The sequence below is a fragment of the Acetoanaerobium pronyense genome, from assembly GCF_017874355.1.
In the GTDB taxonomy this organism is placed as follows: domain Bacteria; phylum Bacillota; class Clostridia; order Peptostreptococcales; family Filifactoraceae; genus Acetoanaerobium; species Acetoanaerobium pronyense.
On record NZ_JAGGLI010000077.1, the window covers coordinates 1 to 1526 of the forward strand.

1 protein-coding gene is annotated in these 1526 nt (G+C 29.4%); it reads right to left on the minus strand.

Features of this window, described 5'->3' with window-relative positions; translation table 11 throughout:
- Positions 1–1505 (minus strand): IS21 family transposase (gene istA / locus J2Z35_RS14540; protein WP_209662124.1); only part of this gene is annotated, 1505 nt, incomplete at its 3' end.
- Between the last annotated feature and the right edge of the window lie 21 nt (positions 1506–1526).

Below are 1526 nucleotides of genomic sequence, written 5' to 3' on the forward strand. Positions count from 1 at the left end.
ACTTTGGAAGAAATATCACTTTTAGGATATTTAATTTTACTATCTATTAAATTTTCTACATATATTTCTTTTACGCCGAAATACTTTATTGCATCCTTTAAATATGTTGCTGAGTAAAGATTTTTATCTATACAATATTTAATAGATTTCTCAATAACTTTACTATCATAACCTTTACAGCTTTTTACTATTAATGAAAATTGTTCTTTAAAATATCTAGCCTTTTCAACCTTTACAACATCTAAAAATGTTTTTGCATCCTCTGTATATCCAAGTGATTTTAAAGCGTTATCATAAAATTCTTCAATAGACTTTCGTCTTTCCTTATCTTCTAAAAGTTTATTAGGAAGTTTAACTAAATTACCTTTCCCAAAATCTAAAGTATGTGTTGCTATTAGCTGCCTAGTTTCCAAACAAAATATATCCATCTTTGATTCTCTAATTATTATTTCAACCTGCCTTGAAGGAAAGTATGTTCCAAGGGGAAGTTCATATCTATTTTGTTTGAAAGAAATAGTATTGTTTTTTCTAACGCTATATATTAAACTATTACTAGATTTTATATCTAGAAATTTGATTGAAGATGGTACTTGAAGCAGGTGTTCCTTTTCTAGAGCAAACACCTCTTTAGGTACCTTCTTTGTTGTTTCATGAACTTTTCCATTGCCTCTTCGGCTAAGCCACTTTAAACACTCATAATTCAAGTTTTCAATACCAGAAAATGGTCTATTTTTAGCAAAATTATATTTTAGATATTTAACTACAGATTCCACTTTACCCTTGCTTTCAGGATCGAAAGCTCTACAAAGATATATCTTAAATTTTGCAACATCTAAAAAGTTTTTAAAACCTTCGGTTAATATTAAATCCCCATTATTCTCAGAAACAGAAAGTATTCTATCTTGGTCATATACAATTTCTTTTGGCATTCCACCAAAGAACTCAAATGCAAGCTTATGGGCCAGTATGAAAGTGTTTGTAGTAAATGGCCTTTCTTGCCAGAGTGCAAACTTATACCTTGAATTAGAAAGTACCATTGCAAAACAATATACCTTAATCTTTGTCTTATCATGGCGACTTAGCCATATTTCTCCCATATCAACTTGAGCTTGTTGTCCAAATGGTAACTCTTCAACTTCTTGATATTGCCTTACAGAAACTTGCTTTTTTATATTATGAGTCTCTCTTAAATTGTGTATATAGTTTCTTAGAGTTCTTTCCTTAAAATCAAGAATTTCATATCTCTCATGAAGCCAATCATATACTTGAGCTGCTGACATATCAGGGAACTCTTCAATCCAGCTTAGGATTTCTTCTTTATATATATCTACTTTCTTATATCTAGATTTTGATGCATCTAAAAGTTTTAAATATTCATCTTCTTTCATATTCCAGTACTTTGTAACAGTCTTATAGTCTATTCCTAATTTTTTTGAAACTTGAGTTTTTTTCAATTTGAGATTTCTAAGTCTTTTAATTTCAGCAAACATAAATATTCCTTTCAAAGTCAGTCCTCCTGTCAGTAA